17 protein-coding genes are annotated in these 20987 nt (G+C 59.3%); 6 read left to right on the top strand and 11 right to left on the bottom strand.

Translation table 11 applies throughout. From position 1 onward, the window contains the following. Positions 1-47 precede the first annotated feature (47 nt). The 10 genes from NTD87_RS07080 to NTD87_RS07035 all read right to left on the bottom strand — a co-directional run bounded on the left by NTD87_RS07080 (position 48) and on the right by NTD87_RS07035 (position 12905). Complete coding sequence (locus NTD87_RS07080; protein ID WP_262112859.1) at positions 48-1610, bottom strand: SpoVR family protein; 1563 nt, start codon at positions 1608-1610, stop codon at positions 48-50. Continuing rightward, positions 1607-2878 carry a YeaH/YhbH family protein gene (locus NTD87_RS07075; RefSeq protein ID WP_262112858.1) on the bottom strand — a complete coding sequence of 424 codons (1272 nt, stop codon included), beginning with the start codon at positions 2876-2878 and terminating at the stop codon, positions 1607-1609. The genes NTD87_RS07080 and NTD87_RS07075 overlap by 4 nt, the downstream gene beginning before the upstream one ends. 127 nt (positions 2879-3005) lie before the next feature. Further along, complete coding sequence (locus NTD87_RS07070; RefSeq protein WP_145014440.1) at positions 3006-4928, bottom strand: PrkA family serine protein kinase; 1923 nt, start codon at positions 4926-4928, stop codon at positions 3006-3008. Positions 4929-5215: 287 nt separating this feature from the next. Then, entirely contained in the window at positions 5216-5545 is a 330-nt protein-coding gene (gene glpE / locus NTD87_RS07065; protein WP_262112857.1) for a thiosulfate sulfurtransferase GlpE, read from the bottom strand. A 33-nt stretch (positions 5546-5578) separates the two neighbouring features. Further along, complete coding sequence (locus NTD87_RS07060; protein ID WP_262112855.1) at positions 5579-6460, bottom strand: symmetrical bis(5'-nucleosyl)-tetraphosphatase; 882 nt, start codon at positions 6458-6460, stop codon at positions 5579-5581. Next, positions 6460-6840 carry a Co2+/Mg2+ efflux protein ApaG gene (gene apaG, locus NTD87_RS07055; RefSeq protein WP_262112854.1) on the bottom strand — a complete coding sequence of 127 codons (381 nt, stop codon included), beginning with the start codon at positions 6838-6840 and terminating at the stop codon, positions 6460-6462. The genes NTD87_RS07060 and apaG overlap by 1 nt, the downstream gene beginning before the upstream one ends. 123 nt (positions 6841-6963) lie before the next feature. Beyond that, positions 6964-7782, bottom strand: coding sequence for a 16S rRNA (adenine(1518)-N(6)/adenine(1519)-N(6))-dimethyltransferase RsmA (gene rsmA / locus NTD87_RS07050; RefSeq protein ID WP_262112852.1), 819 nt, complete (start codon positions 7780-7782; stop codon positions 6964-6966). Then, a complete protein-coding gene (pdxA, locus tag NTD87_RS07045) occupies positions 7779-8768 on the bottom strand; it encodes a 4-hydroxythreonine-4-phosphate dehydrogenase PdxA (RefSeq protein ID WP_262112850.1) in 990 nt (329 codons plus the stop codon). The genes rsmA and pdxA overlap by 4 nt, the downstream gene beginning before the upstream one ends. Next, positions 8765-10081 carry a peptidylprolyl isomerase gene (locus NTD87_RS07040; protein ID WP_262112848.1) on the bottom strand — a complete coding sequence of 439 codons (1317 nt, stop codon included), beginning with the start codon at positions 10079-10081 and terminating at the stop codon, positions 8765-8767. The genes pdxA and NTD87_RS07040 overlap by 4 nt, the downstream gene beginning before the upstream one ends. Beyond that, the gene (locus tag NTD87_RS07035) at positions 10062-12905 is read right to left on the bottom strand and encodes an LPS-assembly protein LptD (protein WP_262112847.1); all 2844 of its coding nucleotides are present in this window, start codon (positions 12903-12905) and stop codon (positions 10062-10064) included. The genes NTD87_RS07040 and NTD87_RS07035 overlap by 20 nt, the downstream gene beginning before the upstream one ends. 130 nt (positions 12906-13035) lie before the next feature. Here NTD87_RS07035 and NTD87_RS07030 point away from each other — a divergent pair, with 130 nt between their 5' ends. Genes NTD87_RS07030 through NTD87_RS07020 form a run of 3 tightly spaced genes read left to right on the top strand, consistent with a single transcriptional unit; the run spans position 13036 to position 15498 of the window. Further along, positions 13036-14061, top strand: coding sequence for an aminoglycoside phosphotransferase family protein (locus NTD87_RS07030; RefSeq protein ID WP_262112846.1), 1026 nt, complete (start codon positions 13036-13038; stop codon positions 14059-14061). Continuing rightward, positions 14058-14729 carry an N-acetylmuramate alpha-1-phosphate uridylyltransferase MurU gene (gene murU, locus NTD87_RS07025; protein WP_262112844.1) on the top strand — a complete coding sequence of 224 codons (672 nt, stop codon included), beginning with the start codon at positions 14058-14060 and terminating at the stop codon, positions 14727-14729. Before NTD87_RS07030 ends, murU begins: the two co-directional genes overlap by 4 nt. Position 14730: 1 nt before the next feature. Then, complete coding sequence (locus NTD87_RS07020; RefSeq protein ID WP_262112843.1) at positions 14731-15498, top strand: DnaJ domain-containing protein; 768 nt, start codon at positions 14731-14733, stop codon at positions 15496-15498. Positions 15499-15688: 190 nt separating this feature from the next. Here the strand turns inward: NTD87_RS07020 and NTD87_RS07015 are convergent, their stop codons facing one another. Further along, positions 15689-16681, bottom strand: a complete 993-nt coding sequence (locus tag NTD87_RS07015; protein WP_262112842.1) for an alpha/beta hydrolase family protein — start codon at positions 16679-16681, stop codon at positions 15689-15691. A gap of 77 nt (positions 16682-16758) precedes the next feature. On the opposite strand from NTD87_RS07015, the gene NTD87_RS07010 reads away from it, so the two are divergent. From NTD87_RS07010 to NTD87_RS07000, 3 genes are all read left to right on the top strand, one after another. After that, complete coding sequence (locus NTD87_RS07010) at positions 16759-18771, top strand: transporter substrate-binding domain-containing protein (protein WP_410017476.1); 2013 nt, start codon at positions 16759-16761, stop codon at positions 18769-18771. 33 nt (positions 18772-18804) lie between these two features. Then, entirely contained in the window at positions 18805-19434 is a 630-nt protein-coding gene (locus NTD87_RS07005; RefSeq protein ID WP_123424104.1) for a response regulator transcription factor, read from the top strand. 414 nt (positions 19435-19848) lie between these two features. Next, the gene (locus tag NTD87_RS07000; protein ID WP_262112839.1) at positions 19849-20973 is read left to right on the top strand and encodes an ABC transporter ATP-binding protein; all 1125 of its coding nucleotides are present in this window, start codon (positions 19849-19851) and stop codon (positions 20971-20973) included. Positions 20974-20987 lie beyond the last annotated feature (14 nt).

Here is a 20987-nt window from a genome sequence, read left to right as displayed (position 1 = left end):
CTCGACAGGATAACCTTTGCGTCGAACTTCCGGAGGTTCGGGTGGCATCAAAGATGAATGACGGCCAGGTCCAGTCGACCGTATTCGCCTTCGCTATGCTCGCCTCTGGGCGGGACATGATGGGTTTTCATTATCTGGTCGCCTTGCAGCGTTTCCAGGTGAATATCGAAGCCCCAGAGGCGGTGCAGGTGCTTCAGCACTTCCTCGGTGGAGTCCCCGAGTGGTTTGCGGTCGTGTTGCTGGTGACGAAGCGTCAGCGAGCGGTCGCCACGGCGGTCGATGCTGTAGATCTGTATGTTCGGCTCGCGGTTACCCAGGTTGTACTGCGCTGCCAGGGTTTCACGAATGGTTCGATAACCTTCCTCGTCATGAATGGCTGGCACCAGCAGGTCGTCCTTCTGGTCGTCATCGAGAATGCTGAACAGTTTCAGGTCACGAATCACTTTGGGTGACAGGTACTGTAGGATGAAGCTTTCGTCCTTGAAGCTGCTCATGGCGAACTTGATGGTCGACAACCAGTCGGTCCCGGCGATTTCCGGGAACCAGCGGTAATCCTCTTCAGTGGGTGCTTCGCACATGCGGCGAATGTCGCGGTACATGGAAAAACCCAGGGTATAGGGGTTGATACCGTTGTAGTAAGGGCTGTCGAACCCAGGCTGGAAGACCACGCTGGTGTGGGAGGCCAGAAACTCGATCATGAAACCTTCGGTCACCAGGCCCTCGTCGTACAGGTCGTTCATCAGGGTGTAATGCCAGAACGTCGCCCAACCCTCGTTCATGACCTGAGTCTGACGCTGTGGGTAAAAGTACTGTGCGATCTTGCGCACGATCCGCACGACTTCCCGTTGCCATGGCTCCAGCAGCGGGGCGTGTTTTTCGATGAAGTAGAGAATGTTCTCCTGCGGTTCTGCCGGAAAACGTGCGTTGTCCTTCTCGTTGTACTTGTCTGCACCTTTGGGGATGGTGCGCCACAGGTCGTTGATCTGCTTTTGCAGGTGTTCTTCGCGATCCTTTTGCCGGCGCCGTTCTTCTTCCGCGGAAATCGGGTAAGGGCGTTTGTAGCGGTCGACGCCGTAGTTCATCAGGGCGTGGCAGGAGTCCAGCAGGTCTTCCACGGCGTCGATGCCGTGGCGCTCTTCGCATTGCATGATGTACTGCTTGGCAAACACCAGGTAATCGATGATCGAGCTGGCGTCGGTCCAGGTGCGGAACAGGTAATTGCCTTTGAAAAAGCTGTTGTGGCCGTAGCAGGCGTGCGCCACTACCAGTGCCTGCATGCAGATGGTGTTTTCTTCCATCAGGTAGGCGATGCAGGGGTCCGAGTTGATCACGATTTCGTAGGCCAGCCCCATCTGACCGCGGCTGTAGGACTTCTCGGTGCTGAGGAAGTGCTTGCCATAGGACCAATGGTGATAGCCCAGCGGCATGCCGACGGAAGCGTAGGCGTCCATCATCTGCTCGGCGGTAATCACCTCGATCTGGTTGGGGTAGGTATCCAGCGCGTAGCGGGCCGCAATACGGCTGATTTCTCGGTCGTAGGCCTGGATCAGCTCGAACGTCCATTCCGAGCCAGTAGATATAGGTTGGCGCTTCTGCTCTTTGGCGGTCATGTCACTAACCTGCGCTGGAAGAGTTCACGGAAGACCGGATAGATATCCCCGGCCGAAACCAGCTGCTGCTGGGCGAACGTGTCGGAAAAGGCTTCGCTGATACGCTCGTATTCGTACCACAAGGCCTGGTGTTCGCGAGGGGTAATCTCCACATAAGTGTAGTACTGCACGAACGGCATGATCTGGTTGATCAGGATGTCGCGGCAGATCGGCGAGTCATCGTTCCAGTTATCGCCGTCGGAAGCCTGCGCGGCGTAAATATTCCAGTCGTTGCTCGGATAACGCTCGGCCATGATTTCCTGCATCAGTTTCAGGGCACTGGAGACGATGGTGCCGCCGGTTTCACGAGAGTAAAAGAACTCTTCCTCGTCGACTTCCCGGGCGCTGGTGTGGTGACGGATGAACACCACATCGATCTTCTCGTAGTTACGCTTGAGAAACAGGTACAGCAGGATGAAGAATCGCTTGGCGATGTCCTTGGTCGCCTGGGTCATGGAGCCGGAAACGTCCATCAGGCAGAACATGACAGCTTTTGAGCTGGGGTTGGGCTGCTTGATCAGCAGGTTGTACTTGAGGTCGAAGGTGTCGAGAAATGGGACACGATTGATGCGCGCGCTCAAACGCTCGATTTCTGCCTCGATTTCCTGGATATCGCCGAAGTTGTCCGGTTCCTCCTGTTTAAGTCGTGCCAGTTCCTCTTTGGCTACCCGCAATTTCTCCCGACTGCTGCCCGACAGTGCGATTCGCCGAGCATGGGCCGAACGCAGGGTACGGATGATGTTGATCCGTGAAGGGTTGCCTTCATTACTGATGCCGGCGCGCACGGTTTTGAAGGTGTCGGTGCCGCTCAGGTTGCGTTTGACCAGGTTCGGCAGTTCCAGGTCTTCGAACATGAACTCGAGAAACTCTTCCTGGGTGATCTGGAAGACAAATTCGTCCATGCCCTCGCCAGAGTTGCCGGCCTTGCCAGGGCCTTTGCCACCACCACCTCCCGGCGGACGAGCAATATGCTCACCGCTGGTGAACTCCTTGTTTCCGGGATGCACGATGGTCTGCTTGCCACCGCGACCATGGTGAAGCACTGGCTCATCGATATCGCGGCCGGGAATGCTGATTTGCTCGCCGTGTTCCATATCGGTAATGGAGCGCCGGCTCACTGCCTCTTCGACGGCCTTCTTGATGTGGTCACGGTAACGCCGCAGAAACCGCTGGCGGTTTACCGTGCTCTTGTTCTTGCCATTGAGACGTCGGTCGATCACATAGCTCATGGGCCCCTCCGGGGAGCTTCAAGTCGTAAGCTTCAAGCTGCAAGCGAAAGCGAAAGCCCATCAATCCCGGCAACGTGGACTCAAGAGCTTTTCCCTTGCAGCTTATAGCTAGAAGCTTGCCGCTGCTTCACTGCGATTTCCTGACTCGCAGGTACCACTCGGAGAGCAGTCGTACCTGTTTGTCGGTGTAGCCGCGCTCGACCATCCGCGTAACGAAGTCGTTGTGTTTCTGTTGGTCTTCTTTGCTGGCCTTGGCGTTGAAGCTGATGACCGGCAGCAGATCCTCGGTGTTCGAGAACATTTTCTTCTCGATGACCACCCGCAGCTTCTCGTAGCTGAGCCAGGTTGGATTCTTGCCGTTGTTGTTGGCCCGGGCACGAAGGACAAAGTTGACGATTTCGTTGCGAAAATCCTTCGGATTGCTGATGCCCGCCGGTTTTTCGATTTTCTCCAGCTCTTCGTTGAGGGCTACGCGGTTGAGGATCTCGCCGGTTTCCGGATCGCGGTATTCCTGATCCTGAATCCAGAAGTCCGCATAGAGCACATAGCGGTCGAAGATGTTTTGCCCGTATTCGCTGTAAGACTCCAGGTAGGCGGTCTGGATCTCCTTGCCGATGAACTCGATATAGCGCGGTGCCAGGTACTCTTTCAGGAAGCGCAGATAGCGCTCGCGGGTTTCCGCCTGGAACTGTTCCTGCTCGATCTGTTGTTCCAGCACATACAGCAGATGCACCGGGTTGGCGGCGATCTCGTGCGGGTCGAAGTTGAAGACTTTCGACAGGATCTTGAAGGCAAAGCGGGTCGAAAGACCGTTCATGCCTTCGTCGACGCCCGCGGTGTCGCGGTATTCCTGGATCGACTTGGCCTTCGGATCGGTGTCCTTGAGGTTTTCCCCGTCATACACCCGCATTTTCGAGTAGATGTTCGAGTTTTCCGGCTCTTTGAGGCGCGAGAGCACGGTGAACTGAGCGAGCATCTTCAGGGTGTCGGGTGCGCAGTGAGCCTTGGCCAGGGAGCTGTTGAACAGCAGCTTGTCGTAGATCTTCACTTCGTCGCTGACCCGCAGGCAGTACGGCACTTTGACGATGTAGATCCGGTCGATGAACGCTTCGTTGTTCTTGTTGTTGCGGAAGGTGTGCCACTCCGATTCGTTGGAGTGCGCCAGCAGGATCCCGGTGAACGGAATCGCGCCCAGGCCCTCGGTACTGTTGTAGTTGCCTTCCTGGGTGGCGGTCAGTAATGGGTGCAGCACCTTGATCGGCGCCTTGAACATTTCGACGAATTCCATCAGACCCTGGTTGGAGCGGCAGAGCGCCCCGGAGTAGCTGTAGGCATCGGCGTCGTTCTGCGGGAATTCTTCCAGCTTGCGGATATCGACTTTACCCACCAGCGCCGAAATGTCCTGGTTGTTTTCGTCACCGGGTTCGGTCTTGGCCACGGCGATCTGGTTGAGGATCGACGGGTAGAGTTTGACCACCCGGAACTGGCTGATATCGCCACCGAATTCGGCCAGGCGTTTGGTTGCCCAGGGCGACATGATGGTGTTGAGGTAGCGCCGCGGTATGCCGAAATCCTCTTCGAGGATCGCGCCATCTTCCGTGGCGTTGAAAAGCCCCAGCGGGGACTCGAACACCGGAGAGCCCTTGATGGCGTAGAAGGGCACTTTTTCGATCAGTTGCTTGAGCTTCTCGGCCAGGGACGATTTACCGCCACCCACGGGGCCGAGCAGATAGAGGATCTGTTTCTTCTCTTCCAGGCCCTGAGCCGCATGGCGGAAGTAGGAGACGATCTGGTCGATGCATTCTTCCATCCCGTGGAAGTCTTCAAAGGCCGGATATCGACGGATCACCTTGTTGGAAAAGATGCGCGACAGTCTCGAATTGGTCGAGGTGTCCAGCAGTTCGGGTTCGCCGATTGCCAGCAGTAGACGCTCGGCGGAGGACGCGTAAGCGCTGCGGTCCTTTTTGCACAGCTCGAGATACTCCTGCAGAGTGAGCTCTTCCTGGCGGGTGGACTCGAAGCGTTGTTGGAAGTGGCTAAAGATACTCATGACGTCACCTCGCTCGATACGTGGAGCCGACGTCGGATCAGTCAGTCGATGCTGGTAAGCAACTGAAAGTGCAGCTGCCTTTTACCCCCCAGAACACCTTCAAAGCTATCAACCCTGAAAGCTACTCCCGATGACCCGTGCGCCGGTGTACCGGCTCTCCCCTGTTTTGGATGGCCTGAGGCTAAGGATAGTTCGGAATCCGCAAGGTAAAGGTGCAATGCACAAGTTTGTGATGACTGACCGTTCGTCAGCCCACGGCGGGCATGGGCTTGAGCGTCTGAAAAAAATTATTCGGCAGTGCCTTGCGCCGTTTCTGAAGGATAAGTTGTACGCCACAGCTCGAAACCGCCATCCATGCTATAGACGTCGGAAAAGCCCTGGCTGATCAGGTAGGCCGCAGCGCTCTGGCTGGAATTGCCGTGATAGCAGACCACTACAGTCGGCGCGTCGAGGTCGGCAGCGCGGATGAAGTCGGAGATGGAGTGGTTGTCGAGGTGCTTCGAACCGCTGATGTGGTTCAAGGCAAACGTCTGTGGGTCGCGCACGTCGACCACCACGGCGCCTTGTTCGCGCAGGGCTTGGGCCTGTTCTGGGGGGATGCGTTTGAATTCGCTCATGGCGGGCTCCTGTGGCCTGGCTGAAAACGCAGCCTAGCGCTTGGCGCTGGCCGACAATAGTTCTGAGGTGGTTGGGGTGACGTGCGGCCTGGTGTGGCCCTGTGCATCGCATTTGCAATGCAGGCGCTCGCCGGTGTCGACGTTCATTAAGGTCATCGAGCCGCCCCAGACGCAACCGGTGTCGAGGGCGAAGAGGCCAGGTTCGTCACATTTACCTTCAAGGGCTGCCCAGTGGCCGAAAATGATTTTCTGGCCGCGGGTCTTGCGTTCCTGGTGTGAAAACCATGGCGCGTAGCCCGGTTGCGCGGTGTCGAGGCCTTCCTTGCTCTTGAGATCAAGCTTGCCGTCGCTGGTACAGAAACGCATGCGGGTGAAGTAGTTGGTGATCACCCGCAGACGGGTTACGCCTTTGAGATCACCGTCCCAATTCACCGGTTCATTGCCGTACATGCCATCGAGGTAGGGCGCGATGCAGTTGTCGTCACGCAATGCTTCTTCGACTTCCGCGGCCAACTTCAAGGCTTTGCGCAGGGACCACTGCGGCGGTATACCGGCATGGACCAGTGCAATGTCGCGCTGTTCGTCGTAGTGCATGAGCTTTTGCTGGCGCAGCCACTCAAGCAGTTCTTTGCAATCCGGCGCTTCGAGGATCTCACGCAGGGTGTCGGCTTTCTTCAGGCGTTCGATGTTGTGGCCGACGGCCAGCAGGTGCAGGTCGTGGTTGCCCAGGACGCACACCAGCGATTCGCGGATGCTATAGAGAAAGCGCAGGGTTTCCAGCGATTGCGGACCACGGTTGACCAGATCGCCAACCAGCCACAAATGATCCTTTGCAGGGTCGAAGGCTACCCGCTTGAGCAGGCATTGCAGTGGCTCGAGACAGCCCTGCAGGTCGCCGACGGCGTACGTCGCCATCAGTGCAGGGCTCCGGGCACCGCCAGGCGAAATGGCGCGATGATGGCGTCGAAATGTTTACCGTCTTCGGCGAGCATTTGATACGTCCCCTGCATGTTGCCAACGCGGGTGGTCATCACGGTGCCGCTGCTGTAGGTGTGGCTCTGACCGACGCCGATCAGCGGTTGCTGGCCAACCACGCCGGCACCGCGAACCTCTTCGACATGCCCGTCGCCATCGGTAATCACCCAGTGTCGCGAGAGCAACTTGGCCGGTAGCAGGCCATTGTTCTGTACGGTAATGGTGTAGGCAAAGGCAAAGCGGTCTTGCTCGGGTTGCGACTGTTCCGCCAGATAGCGGGTGACGACGCTGACGTCGACCTGATAACGAGGATCGGACATGCAAAAGGCCTTAAAAACAAAGCGGGACGCGGGGCGTAACTGATGGAGATCAGTCTAGGCCAAGTATCGGGTAGTAAACCAGACATGAGGGCTGGTGTCCTACCCGATAACGCTTCTGGCCTGTCAGATGTCGGCAGGCTGCTCGGCGACTTGTTCGCTGAGCTTGTCAGCCAGACGGACGAAGGCAGCCAGATCGAGCTGTTCCGGGCGCAGGCTGCCATCGACGCCGGCGGCTTCGATTTCGGCGTTGCTGAGCAGGGCCTTGAGGGTGTTGCGCAGGGTCTTGCGGCGCTGATTGAAGGCTTCGCGCACGACGCGCTCCAGCAAGCGATGGTCTTTGGCCGGATGCGGCAGCACGGCGTGCGGCACCAGGCGGACAATCGCCGAGTCGACTTTTGGTGGCGGATTGAACGCACCGGGGCCGACGTTGAACAGGTGTTCGACCCGGCAGTGGTACTGAACCATGATCGACAGACGGCCCCAATCGCCACCACCAGGACCTGCCGCCAGACGCTCGACCACTTCCTTTTGCAGCATGAAGTGCATGTCGCGGATCAGACCGGAGTTGTTCAGCAGGTGGAAGATCAGCGGCGTCGAGATGTTGTACGGCAGGTTGCCGACGACACGCAGGCTGTTGGGTGCGGCATTCAGGCTGTTGAAGTCGAACTTCAGTGCATCGCCCTGGTGCAGGTTGAAATTGCTCTTGCCGGCGAATTGCTGGTTGAGGATCGGGATCAGGTCCTTGTCCAGTTCAACCACGTCCAGTTGGGCGCCGCTGTTGAGCAGGCCTTTGGTGAGCGCGCCCTGGCCCGGGCCGATTTCCAGCAGGCGGTCTTCTGCTTTGGCGTGTATGGAGCGCAGGATGCGGTCGATAACGCCGGCATCGTGCAGGAAGTTCTGGCCGAAACGCTTGCGCGCCCGGTGTTGGTAATGCTCGGTCATAAACGGGTCTCGGCCATCTGGTAGGCGGTTTCCAGGGCGACTTGCAGGCTGCCGGTGTCGATTTTTCCGCTGCCAGCCAAATCCAGGGCGGTGCCGTGGTCGACTGAGGTGCGGATGATCGGCAAGCCGAGGGTCACGTTGACTGCCGCGCCGAAGCCTTTGTATTTCAGCACCGGCAGGCCCTGGTCGTGGTACATCGCCAGCACCGCGTCGCAGTGCTCCAGATATTTGGGGGTAAACAGAGTGTCGGCGGGCAGGGGACCACGCAGGTCCATGCCTTCCGCGCGCAGACGCTCCAGGGTTGGTTCAATGATGTCGATTTCTTCGCGTCCCAGGTGTCCGCCTTCGCCGGCATGCGGGTTGAGTCCGCAGACGAGGATGCGTGGCTGGGCGATGCCGAATTTTTGTTGCAGGTCGGCGTGCAGAATCCGCGTGACCCGCTCCAGGCGCTCAGGCGTGATTGCATCGGCAATCTCCCGCAGCGGCAGGTGCGTGGTGACCAGCGCGACCCGCAAGCCGTGCGTGGCGAGCATCATCACCACTTGAGGGGTGTGGGTCAGGTCTGCGAGAAACTCGGTATGGCCGGAGAAGGCAATGCCCGACTCATTGATCACGCCCTTGTGCACCGGGGCGGTGATCATGCCGGCGAAATGCCCGTTCAGGCAGCCAGCACCTGCGCGGGTCAGGGTTTCCAGGACGAAGGCGGCATTGGCCTTATCCAGTTGCCCGGCGGTAACCGGCGCACTGAGCGGTGTATCCCAGACGTACAGACTGTTGGCCGGCGCAGGAACGTCCGGCCAGCTGTCCGGCGTGACCGGCAGCAAATCGACGACCACACCCAGCTGCGCGGCCCGCTCAAGGAGCAGGTCGCGGCTGGTAATGGCAATCAGGGGGTGTGGCTGGGCTTGCGAGGCGAGTAGCAGGCACAGGTCAGGACCTATGCCGGCCGGCTCGCCGGGTGTCAGCGCAAAACGCTTGGGGTTCACTTCGCCGCCTGGTCGACGCCAGGGAGCTTGATTTCAACGTAGGCTTCGTCACGGATCTGACGCAGCCAGGTTTGCAGCTCTTCGTCGTATTTACGGTTACGCAGTACGGTCATCGCCTGTTGTTCACGGGCCTGGGTGGTGCTGTCGGTGGCGCGGCGGCCAAGGACTTCCAGAACGTGCCAGCCATATTGAGTCTTGAACGGCTTGGACAGCTGACCTTGCGGGGTCTTGGCCATCACTTCGCGGAATTCCGGCACCAGCGCGTTCGGGTCGATCCAGTTGAGGTCGCCGCCGTTAAGGGCAGAACCCGGGTCTTCCGAATAGCTTTTCGCAAGCTCGCCAAAGTCTTCGCCCGCTTCGATACGGGTGTAGAGCGATTGAGCCAGAGCCTTGGTTTTTTCTTCGTCGCGGATCGGACTCGGTTTGACCAGGATGTGACGCACATGCACTTCATCGCGCATCTGAGTACCGCCACCGCGTTTTTCCAGCACTTTCAGGATGATGAAGCCGCCCGGCGTACGTGCCGGTTGAGTGATCTCACCGACTGACATGGCGCTCAGCTCACGGTCGAACGGTGGTGGCAGTTGAGCGGCTTTACGCCAGCCCATGTCGCCGCCTTCCAGTGCGTTGTCGCTGGCAGATTTTGCGATGGCCAGTTGAGAGAAGTCAGCACCCTGCTTGAGTTGCTGATAAATCTCGGAGGCTTGGCGCGCTGCGTTTTGAATCGCTTCAGCGTTGGCGCTTTCCGGCGTCCCGATCAGGATGTTGGCCAGGTGCAGCTCTTCGGAGAGTTGCATCTTGCCAAGGTCCGAGGCGAGGAAGTTTTTCACTTCCTGCTCGGACACCTGGATTCGCTCGGCCACGCGACGCTGACGAACACGGCTGATGATCATCTCGCGACGGATCTGGTCACGGGCGTCGTCGTAAGACAGGCCATCGTGAGTCAGAGCGGCGCGGAATTGATCCACGGTCATGTTGTTTCGTTGTGCAATGGTGCCAACAGCCTGGTTCAGTTCTTCATCGGTAATACGGATGCCGGAGCGCTCGCCGATCTGCAGTTGCAGGTTTTCGACGATCAGGCGTTCGAGCACCTGTTGGTCCAGTACGCCGGGCGGCGGAGTGCCGCCGCCGCGCTTGGCGATGGTTTGCTGAACTTCATGAACACGTTGGTCCAACTGGCTCTGCATGACCACGTCGTTGTCGACGATGGCCACCACTTTGTCGATGGACTGTACCCCGGCGTTAGCCGCGGTACCCAGGAACAGCGCGCCCAGCATCAGCGGGCGCAGACAATCAGAAAGCTTGGTCTTCACGTTGACGATAACCTTGAATGCCTTTGTCGAGGAAGCTCTCTACCTTGGCGCCAGTAACGCCGCCGAGACCCTTCAGAACAATTTGGAGGAAGATGCCGTGGTCGCCTTTTTCGTTTTGAGAGACGTCTTGACTGAATTCGTCATAGGCCACCCAGTAACGGTTGATCAGGCGCAGTTTCCAGCAGCAGTTGTCGTACTCGAAACCACCGAAGGCTTCCAGGGTACGGTTGCGGTTGTAGTCGTACTGCCAGCGGCTGATGGCGTTCCATTGCGGCACGACGGGCCAGATGACCGAGAAGTCGTGCTGTGCGATCTTGTAGTAGTCCTTTATGTAGCCAGGTTGGCCAGGGGCGCCTAAGTCACCACCGAACTGCCATTGGCCGGTGTTCTGGTTGTAGATCACCTGGTCATTGCGATAACGATAACCGGCGTTGATGACCTTGTTCGGGTTGTCTTCCGGCTGGTAGTGGAACATCGCACTACCCGAGCGAGTCTTGCGGCTGTCCGGGTCCCAGTTGAAGTCGGCCGTGGTGCGCCAGTCGCGGTTCCAGCGATATTCGTAATCCAGTGCGTACGGCGAGACATTGGAGTGCGCGTCCGCCCGGGTTTTTGGGTCAACGCCCGGCAGCTGGACTTCGCGATCCTTGAAGTAAAGCGCCTGGCCGACGCTGATGCGTTGACGTTCAAAGCCATTGTCTTCAATCCAGCGGTTGGTCACGCCCAGCGACAGCTTGTTTTCGTCGCCGACGCGGTCGGATCCCGCGAAGCGGTTGTCACGGAACAACGACGCGTAATTGAAGGTGTACTCGCCGGAGTCGAATACCGGAATGTCTTCCTGGTTTTTCTCTGGGACATAGAGGTAGTACAGGCGCGGTTCAAGGGTTTGACGGTAGTTTTTACCAAACCATTGAGTATTGCGGTCGAAGTACAGGCCGCTGTCGATGCTGGCGATCGGCACGCCGCGACTCTGATTGCGACCATATGTGCCACCAATGTAGTTGGTGCCAGCTGCAGCTGCAGCTGCTTGGTTAGCGATGATCTGCTGCTTGCCGGTCCCGTCAAGATCAAGATCGTACTGGGTGTACTGATACTTGAGCGATGGTTTCAGGAAGCCATAAGTCCAGTCGAGCGGGAGACTGACGGTTGGTGCCAGATTCAGGCGGTCGCCATTGGCACGTGCCAGACCGTTGACGTTGGTGTCCAGGCGCGGGGTGCCTACAGCGTTGCCATTTGCGTCAAACGGTCCGCCAGTTTCGTCGAAGTAGTTACCTGTTTGCAGGTTCCGATCAAACCGCACGAGCTCGGTGTTATACGAGAAGTTCAGCCCGCCTGGCTGCTGCGGCAAGGCACCATTGAAGGTGATCTGCGGCAGACTATTATAGGGCGTGATATTCGAAACCGACGCCAGCTGGTAGGCCTGTACGTTAAGACGCGCGAGGAAGGTGTCGCCACGGTATGTGACGGCGCCTTGCTGATTCACGTAGTTGGAAACGCTTTTCACGCCCAACTGATCGGTTTGCAGATCCTGGAAGTAATATGGATCGCTGATCTTGGTGTAGTCGACTTCAGTGAATACCCGCGAATCAAGCCCGCCCTTGTGCTGCCAGTTGTACATGTAGCGGGTTTTTTCGTAGTCGGACTGCAGCTTGCGCTCGTTGTCCTCGTCGTTGAGATACGCGGCGCCGACCTGACCTTCGCTGGATTCGGTCAGGTAGCGGAACTCGCCTTCCATCAACAGGCCACGCTTGCTCATATAGCGTGGATACAACGTGGCGTCGTAGTTCGGTGCCAGGTTGAAGTAGTACGGTGTGACCAGCATGAAACCGGTTTTGCTGCCGCTGCTGCTGAAGCTTGGCGGCAGGAAACCGGATTGACGACGGTTATCGATCGGGAAGTAGATATACGGTGTGTAGAACACCGGAATGTCCTTGACCCGCAGCGTCACGTTGGTCCCGGTACCGAAACCGGTCGCCGGGTTCAAGGTGATGTTGTTGCCCTTGAGTTGCCAGGCGTTGCTGTTCGGTTCGCACGTGGTGTAGGTACCATCCTTGAGGCGGATGATCGCGTTCTCGGCGCGTTTGGCATACAGCGCGCTACCGCGGACACGGGATTTGTGCATCACGTATTCGGCGTTATCGACCTGGGCTTCGCCGGTGTCGAGTTGCACCTCGGCGTGGTCGCCGACGATCAGTGCGCCGTTGTCGCGCACACGAACGTTACCGGTCAGCTCGCCACGGTTTTCGGCTTGATACAGGCTGGCCTCATCGGCCTCGACCTGCATGCTGCCCTGACGCATGACCACGTCACCGGCGAGGGTCGCGACCTGTTCTTCCTGCTGGTAGCGGGAAGCTTTGGCACCAATGAAGGTCGGCGCGTCACTTTTATTCGTCGTGTCATTCATGCCAGGACGAATCGGTTCGATATAGGAACCAGAGCAGTAAGGACCTGTTTCGGCCAATTGCGCAGCGGTGAGCTTCTCACGCGGCACCCAGTCGAGGTGACTGTAGTCGGCACTGCGCGACTTCAGGGCGCGGCCCTTGGCTTCGGTGACCAGCATAGGCTTTTCGGCGGTTTCGCCAGCGGCAGTGTTGTCTGGCGCCGACTCGTTGCCAGAACTGACGGCGCTGGCATCATGCACAGGGCGCGGTGGCAGTTGGGCTGCGTTGGCTTTCGGCGCGCAGTCCCAGGCACCCGAAGCAGAGACTGAGCAGTCATACTGTTCCGCGGCGACCACGAACGAAGTGGCTAGAGGTTGCAGGGCCAGCAAACTGCCGGTCACCAACAACGGAAATTTTTTACGAAACGCGGGGGATTTCAATGCCATCTTATTAGTCCGGGCTTCCTGCGTGCCATCTGCCCGCGGTGTGGGCCGCACGCCTCTCGATGGTCTGAAAAAGATGCTGGATAATAAAGCATGACCCGCTTGACGGCTAGCGCCGTCGGAGACCCTTGTAATGCCTGACCAAGATGTACGCTTGCAACACCTGAAAGTTTGGCTCGATGAGCAATTGGCAACACTGTTCGCCGCGCAAGGATGGGGTGCCGTACCCCCGGCCACGTTGACCGCGGCCAGCAGCGACGCAAGTTTCCGCCGTTATTTTCGTTGGGAGGGCGAAGGCCGAAGTTTCGTCGTGATGGACGCTCCGCCCCCCCAGGAAAACTGTAAACTCTTCGTGGATATCGCCTTTTTGCTGGCGAAATCCGGAATTAACGTGCCAAAAATCTACGCAGAAGATCTTGAGCGCGGCTTTCTTTTGCTCAATGACCTGGGTAACCAGACCTACCTGGACGTGATCGACAGCGAAAATGCTGACGATTTGTTCAAGGATGCCCTGCAAGCATTGCTGGCTTTTCAGCAGTTGCCGATGGTTGCACCGCTGCCGAGTTATGACGTGGCGCTGTTGCGCCGCGAGCTGGAACTGTTCCCCGAGTGGTACGTGAAGCGCGAGTTGGGCATCGAGTTCGATTCGGCGCAGCAAATGCTCTGGCAGCAAGTCAGCGAGCGGTTGATCGACAGCGCCCTGGCCCAGCCCAAAGTACTGGTGCATCGCGACTACATGCCGCGCAACCTGATGCTCAGCGAGCCGAATCCCGGCGTGCTGGATTTCCAGGACGCGGTGTACGGTCCCGTGACCTATGACGTGACCTGCCTGTTCAAGGACGCCTTCCTCAGCTGGCCCGAGGAGCGCGTGCGCGCCTGGCTGGCGGACTACTGGCAGCAAGCAGGCGCTCTCGGCATTCCGGTTCAGCCTGATTTCGAAGACTTCCTGCGTGCCAGCGACTTGATGGGTGTGCAGCGGCACCTGAAAGTCATCGGTATTTTTGCCCGCATCTGTCACCGCGACGGTAAACCGCGCTACCTCGGTGATGTGCCGCGCTTCTTTGCCTATATAGAAGCCGTGGTCGCTCGTCGTCCTGAGCTGGTGGAGTTGGACGTGTTGCTGGCCAGTCTGCGCCAGTCGGTCGGAGTCTCTGCATGAAGGCAATGATTCTGGCGGCCGGTAAAGGTGAGCGCATGCGCCCACTGACCCTGACCACACCCAAGCCACTGGTGCGTGTTGGCGGGGTGCCGCTGATCGAGTATCACCTGCGGGCGCTGGCGGCGGCAGGTTTCACTGAGGTGGTGATCAATCACGCCTGGCTGGGGCAACAGATCGAAGAGTACCTGGGTGACGGTTCACGCTATGGCTTGAGTATCCAGTACTCGCCGGAAGGTGAGCCGCTGGAAACGGGGGGCGGGATATTCCGCGCCTTGCCGCTCTTGGGTGATGAAGCGTTTGTGGTGGTCAACGGTGATATCTGGACCGATTACGACTTCACCGCACTGCGTCAACCGATGACGGGTCTCGCCCACCTGGTGCTTGCCGACAACCCGGCGCATCACCCGACTGGCGATTTCAATCTGGTCGATGGCCAGGTGCATGACGGCCAGCCGGGAACCGACACGCTGACGTACAGCGGCATCGCCGTGTTGCATCCGAAACTCTTCGCAGCGTGCGCGGCCGGTGCCTTCAAGCTGGCCCCGTTGTTGCGCGATGCCATGGCGCAAGGGCTGGTGAGCGGCGAGCGACTGCGCGGGCACTGGGTCGATGTCGGCACGCATGAGCGGCTGGCTGAAGTCGAACAATTGATAGAAGCGAGCTACTGACATGTTGTGGCCAGGGACTCTGATCGGAGCCGGGGCGGGCTTTGCCATAGCCAGCATTCCGGGGGCCATGCTCGGCGCATTGTTAGGGCAGGCGCTGGATCGGCGCTTGCAGTTGCAAAGCCTGGGGCATTTGCGTGAGCGACTCGGCGGTCGGCCGATGTTGCGTAACGACGAATTGTTGTTTGTCTTGCTGGGGCGTTTGGCCAAGAGCGATGGCCGGGTGGTGGACGGTCATATCTATCAGGCGCGCCAGGAAATGCGTTCGCTGGAGATGAGCGAACCGGCGCAAAAGCGTGCGATCGCGGCGTTCAATCGTGGCAAGACTGGCCATGATCGCTTGCGGGGTTACCTGCGCCGTTTAAGCGCGCAACCGCATGCCGCCGAAGGCGTCTTGCGTGCCTGCTGGCGGATGGTCTGGGCCGACGGCCGTGCCGGAAGCAGTGAGCGTGAGCTGATTGCGCAGTGGGGTAAGTGGCTGGGGTGGACACCGGAACAGGTGCAGGCCCTGGCCAGTGATTACGAGCCACACAAAAGAATATTGCCCAACAGTGCGGCGGCCTATCAGGAGGCGCTGCGGGTACTGGGTGTATCCGCCACCAGCGAGCCGTCGCAAATCAAGCGTGCGTATCGACGCCTGCTCAGTCGCCATCACCCGGACAAGGTCGCCGGCACTGGGGCAACACCGTCCCAGGTGCGCGAAGCGACTGACAAAACCCGCGAGTTGCACAACGCCTATACGTTGATTCGCGAGCGGCGGGATTTTCGTTAACAGTGAATTGGAAAGGAAACCCTGTGGCGAGGGAGCTTGCTCCCGCTCGGCTGCGCAGCAGGCGCAGATTCTGCACCTGGGGTATCCCTGACGGAACCTCGGCGGTCGATTTGGGGCTGCTTCGCGACCCAGCGGGAGCAAGCTCCCTCGCCACAGAGATTGTGTCAGGCGATAGGTCTGCGTCCGCCGATCACTTCCCGGTGTTCTGCGGATTCAACCAGCCGCGCACACGGCGGAATAACTGCTCCTGTTCGGCAGCGCTGTTGCCGGGCAAGGTCTTGAGTGCCAGCTGGCTGAATGTCGAAGCCTTCAGGCGTTTGCTGGCCTGCAAGCGTTCCAGGGCAGCGCTCTGCACCAGTGCCTTGTCCTTGTAGTAGATGTCGAAGGTGGCCAGCTTCAAGGTGGTGGTCAGTTCGGCCAGTCCGGGTTTCGCGGCCACGGGTGTCTGTGCGGCGACCATCACGAACTTTTCGACGTGCGCCGGTTGTTTCTCGCTCAGGTAGCGTGCGGCCCAATAAGCCCCTGTACCGTGACCGAGCAAGACGATGCGGCGAGCGCTTTGTTGTTCGGCGAAAGCAATGGCGGCGTCGATTCGTGCGTAGATGCGCTCGGCGTCGGCTTTGGCTTGCTCTTCGCTGGTCTCGGCGATCGCGCGGTCGGCGACGTCCCCTTCGCCTCCGGCCACTTGTTCAATGGGCGCAGCGGTGCTGGCGTCTTTACTGCCGGTTGCGGCTTTGGCCGGCACGGGGGCGACTTCTACGACGCGCGCTTGCGGGGCATTGCTTTGCAGGTCCGGCAAGGTAAGACTCAGGCTGCTCCAGTCGGCATCGGGCAATTTTTGCCGCAATGGACTGATTGCTTGAGGCCAGTCAGCGGTTTCACCCGCACCGGGGATGATAATCACCGCACCCTTGGGATTGCTGGTGTTGGCCGGTTTCCACAGTGCGAGAAAACTATCACTGCCGGCCTGCAATTGCTGTTGCTCTTGCGCGGGGACTGTCCGTTCAAGGGCCGCGGCTTCTTCCTGACTACGCTCTGGCAGAGGCTGGCGTTCGAGCGGTTTTTCTGCGGCGGACTTTTCCGCGGTGGCGGGTGCCGGGTCGGCGGCCTGAGCTGAAAAGGCACAAGGCAGGATCAGCGACAGGCACAATGCTGGCAGTGCCAAGCGGTAGACAGGGGGCATCGGATATTCCAGGCCAGAAGTAATCCCGGCAGCCTAATAGGTTGGTCAGTATTTGTCAGTGTGTGAGACTTCGGATGATGCGTTTTCGCTGCCTGTTGGTTATCGGCTGTTGTTGGCTTCCCTTGATGGCATGGGCGGCGCCCCCGTCGGCTGCGCATGGCGCGCCGTTGAACGCCGAGCAGCGCCAGTGGCTCGCGCAACACAACGATCTGCGCGTTGGTGTGGTGCTGCAAGCGCCTTACGCACAATACGACCGGCGCTTGCAGCGGTTATCCGGGGCCAATGTCGAATTGATGCAGCGGCTCGCCAGTGAGCTGAATATCGAGCTGACGTGGCGCAACTTTCCCGATGTGGCGCAGCTGGAAGAAGCATTGCGCGAGGGTGAAGTCGACATCGCTCCGGGCCTGACCCAAACCCCCGCCGGCCTGCGTCTGTGGCAATTCACCGACCCCTACATGCGAGTGCCGCAACTGGTGGTCGGTGAACAGAAAGGGGCGGGCGTCGTCGAGCTGGAAAAACTCGACAGCCAGTCGCGGGTCGCGGTGCGGATGCCCAGCGCGATCGCCGATTATCTGCGCAGCAACTACGGCAATCTCAATTTGCAGGGCGTGCCCATGGAGCGTGAGGCCCTGCAATTGCTGCTGACTCAACAGGCCCGGTACGCGGTCGTCGATGAAGCCCAGCTCAGCCGTTTATCGTCCGAGCCCGAATTCGCCAATTTGGTGGTGGTCGGGGATATTGGCCTGCCGCAGTTGCTACGGGTGGCGACTCGCCGCGACTGGCCAGAGTTGGCCGGCATTGTCGAAAGCGCCTTGCATGCCATCCCGGCCAAGGACCTTGAGCAGTTGCACGCACGCTGGCTGCAACCCAAATACCCGCGTCTGGCCGAGTCGCCGGGTTTCTGGCAAAACCTCTGCCTGCTGTTTGCGGTGTTGTTCCTCAGCAGCATGGCCATTGTGCTGTGGCAGCGCCGTCAGCAACGTACGCTTGAGCTGCGCCTGCTGGCGGCCCGCGAAGACATTGCGCTGCGCGAGGCGAGCGAAGAAGCGTTGCGCCTGACGCAGTTTTCCATTGATCAAAGTACGGTCGGGATCCTCTGGGTCAATTGGGACAGCCATGTGCGGTACGCCAACCGCGCAGCCGAGGACATGCTCGGTTACGCGCCGGACGGTGTCATTGATCGGCCACTGATCGACTTTGAACCCGGTCTGCACATGGACCGTTGGTTGAGCCTGTGGAAACGCGCCCGGGCCAGCGAGGACGGGCCACAAAGCTTTGAGACCAACTGTGTGCGTGCCGATGGCAGCATTCTGCCGGCCGATGTGTCGTTGAGTTTTCTGCGGTTTCGCGACGGTGAATACCTCGTGGTTTACCTCAATGACGTCACTGAGCGTCGTCGGGCATTGGCCGCCTTGCAGGAAAGCGAGGCGCGGTTGCAGGGACTTACCGAGCAATTGCGTGAACTGTCTGCGCACCTGGAAAGCGTGCGCGAAGAAGAAAAGGCCCGGATTGCCCGGGAAGTGCACGATGAATTGGGCCAGATGCTGACCGTGCTCAAGCTGGAAACCTCGATGTGCGAACTGGCCTACGCCGAGCTTGATCCAGGCTTGAGCGAGCGTCTGAACAGCATGAAACGCTTGATCTCCCAACTGTTCCAATTGGTGCGGGATGTGGCCACGGCCTTGCGCCCACCGATTCTCGACGCCGGGATCGCATCAGCCATCGAGTGGCAGGCCCGGCGATTCGAGGCGCGTACGCAGATTCCGTGCCTGGTGCAAGTGCCAGACAACCTGCCGGTCCTTAGCGATGCCAAGGCCATTGGTCTATTCCGGATTCTTCAGGAGGCGCTGACCAATGTCATGCGCCATGCGCAGGCGCATACTGTCGAACTGACACTGGTGCTGGAAGGCGACGAGTTGCGCCTGACCGTCAGCGATGATGGCGTAGGCTTTGTCGATCCCACCGGCAGGCCGACATCCTTTGGCGTGGTCGGTATGCGCGAGCGGGTGTTGATCATGGGCGGCCAGTTGTCGTTGGACAGTGAACCGGGTGAAGGCACGACCTTGAGCGTGCGTGTGCCGCTGGATTGAAAACTCGTTCCACCCTTTGCTGAGGAAGACTGCGTGATCCGTGTACTGGTAGCCGAAGACCACACCATCGTCCGTGAAGGCATCAAGCAGTTGATCGGCCTTGCCAAGGATTTGCTGGTGGTGGGGGAGGCGAGCAATGGCGAACAACTGCTCGAGCAACTGCGCCATATTCCCTGCGAGGTGGTGTTGCTGGATATCTCCATGCCCGGGGTTAATGGGCTGGAGGCAATCCCACGGATTCGTGCACTGAACAATCCGCCGGCGATTCTGGTGCTGTCGATGCACGACGAGGCGCAAATGGCAGCGCGTGCGCTGAAGGTCGGCGCAGCCGGTTATGCGACCAAGGACAGCGACCCGGCGCTGCTGCTGACGGCAATTCGCAAAGTCGCGGCGGGCGGGCGTTACATCGATCCGGAGCTGGCGGACCGAATGGTTTTTGAAGTCGGCCTGACGGACTCGCGACCGCTGCATTCGTTGCTCTCGGAGCGCGAATTTTCTGTGTTCGAGCGCCTGGCCCAAGGCGCCAACGTCAACGACATCGCCCAGCAACTGGCGTTGAGCAGCAAAACCATCAGCACCCACAAGGCCCGGCTGATGCAGAAACTCAACATCACCTCACTGGCTGAGCTGGTGAAGTACGCGATGGAGCACAAACTGCTCTGATACCACCACGGATCTGTGTCCACCACACACCCGTAGCAGCTGGCGAGCCCGCGAGCCTGCGTTCGGCGGCGAAGCCGTCGCAAAACCTGCAACCGCTTTCTTTCAGGCATACCGCGTCAACCAGATTACGACTGCTGCGCAGCCGAACGCAGGCTTCGCCAGCTGCTACGAGATCGTGTGTACATGTCCATTTACGACATCCTCACAGAACTGCTTTTGCCGGTTCTTGTGGCTTGCAGCTTGATGCTTGCCGCTATCTTTCATTGACATATCCAATCCCGCCATCCTTGTAGGGCAATCCCTACCCACAACCTTCCATCCGGCTGAGGCGATTCTCTCCTGCACCCCGATTTGCGCGGTCCCCAGTGTCCACTAGGCTTAGTCCACAGCCGTCAAAACAACAAAGGTGTGGGTATGAGCGAGGTCGATTCAAGCGCTGGGGCGAGTGATGTTCTGGTCAGCTTTCGTGGAGTGCAAAAGAGCTACGACGGCGAGAACCTGATCGTCAAAGACCTCAACCTGGAGATTCGCAAAGGCGAATTCCTCACCTTGCTCGGGCCGTCCGGCTCCGGCAAGACCACCAGTCTGATGATGCTCGCCGGTTTCGAAACGCCGACCGCTGGCGAAATCCAGCTGGCGGGACGCGCGATCAACAACGTGCCGCCGCACAAGCGCGACATCGGCATGGTGTTCCAGAACTACGCATTGTTCCCGCACATGACGGTGGCCGAGAACCTGGCGTTCCCGCTGACCGTGCGTGGTCTGAACAAAAGCGACGTCAGTGACCGGGTCAAGCGCGTGCTGAGCATGGTTCAGCTCGACGCGTTCGCCCAGCGCTACCCGGCGCAGCTTTCCGGTGGTCAGCAACAGCGTGTGGCGCTGGCCCGGGCGCTGGTGTTCGAACCGCAACTGGTACTGATGGACGAACCGCTGGGCGCACTGGACAAACAGCTGCGTGAACACATGCAGATGGAAATCAAACACCTGCACCAGCGCCTCGGCGTGACCGTGGTCTACGTGACCCACGACCAGGGCGAAGCCCTGACCATGTCTGACCGCGTGGCGGTATTCCATCAAGGCGAAATCCAGCAGATCGCGCCACCGCGCGAGCTCTATGAAAAGCCGAAGAACACCTTCGTTGCCAACTTCATCGGCGAGAACAACCGTCTCAACGGCCGTTTGCACAGCCACACCGGCGACCGCTGCGTGGTTGAGCTGGGGCGCGGTGAAAAGGTCGAAGCGCTGGCGGTGAATGTCGGCAAGACCGGCGAGCCAGTGACGCTGTCCATTCGTCCGGAGCGTGTGAGCCTCAACGGTTCCAGCGAGTCGTGCGTCAACCGCTTCTCAGGGAGGGTGGCGGAATTCATCTATCTGGGCGACCACGTCCGTGTTCGCCTGGAAGTCTGTGGCAAGACCGACTTCTTCGTGAAACAGCCCATCGCCGAGCTCGATCCGGCGCTGGCGGTCGGAGACGTGGTACCGCTTGGCTGGCAGGTCGAACACGTTCGCGCGCTCGACCCACTTCTAGAGGCGAACTGATCGCCCCCGCTTCA

Source organism: Pseudomonas sp. 6D_7.1_Bac1, assembly GCF_025465945.1.
Classification (GTDB): Bacteria; Pseudomonadota; Gammaproteobacteria; order Pseudomonadales; family Pseudomonadaceae; genus Aquipseudomonas.
This window is presented reverse-complemented; position numbering and strand designations above follow the sequence as displayed.